This is a genomic window from Delftia sp. ZNC0008 (assembly GCF_000799035.1).
Taxonomy (GTDB): domain Bacteria; phylum Pseudomonadota; class Gammaproteobacteria; order Burkholderiales; family Burkholderiaceae_C; genus Comamonas; species Comamonas tsuruhatensis.
In genome coordinates, this window is the sequence record NZ_JTKZ01000974.1 from 1 (window position 1) to 357 (window position 357).

1 protein-coding gene is annotated in these 357 nt (G+C 68.3%); it reads left to right on the forward strand.

Features of this window, described 5'->3' with window-relative positions; all coding sequences use genetic code 11:
* The coding region (locus tag L995_RS31295) for a hypothetical protein (RefSeq protein ID WP_047475406.1) at positions 1 to 357 on the forward strand (357 nt) is incomplete at both ends.

Consider the following 357-nt stretch of genomic DNA (forward strand, 5'->3'; position numbering starts at 1 on the left):
ATCGAGCGCTACCACTACGACAGCGCAGGCCACCTCACGCGCATCGAACCGGCCCAGCCCCCGCTCGCCCCTCTCATGGGGGGACAAAGCCCTGCTGCACCGGCCGCCGACACCCACATCCACCTGCGCTACGACCTCTGGGGCCGGCTCATCCAGAGAACGCACGGGGGCCTCACCTTGGCCTTCGAATACGACAGCGCCGGCCGCCTCCTGCGCCTCGTCAACGAAAACGGTGCGCAAAGCCGCTTTGCCTGGGACGCGCTGGACCGGCTCGTGCAGGAAGAAGGGTTCGACCAGCGGCTGCAGCGCTACCGCTGGGATGCGGCAGGCCAGCTCATGGAAGCCACGGACGGCAAC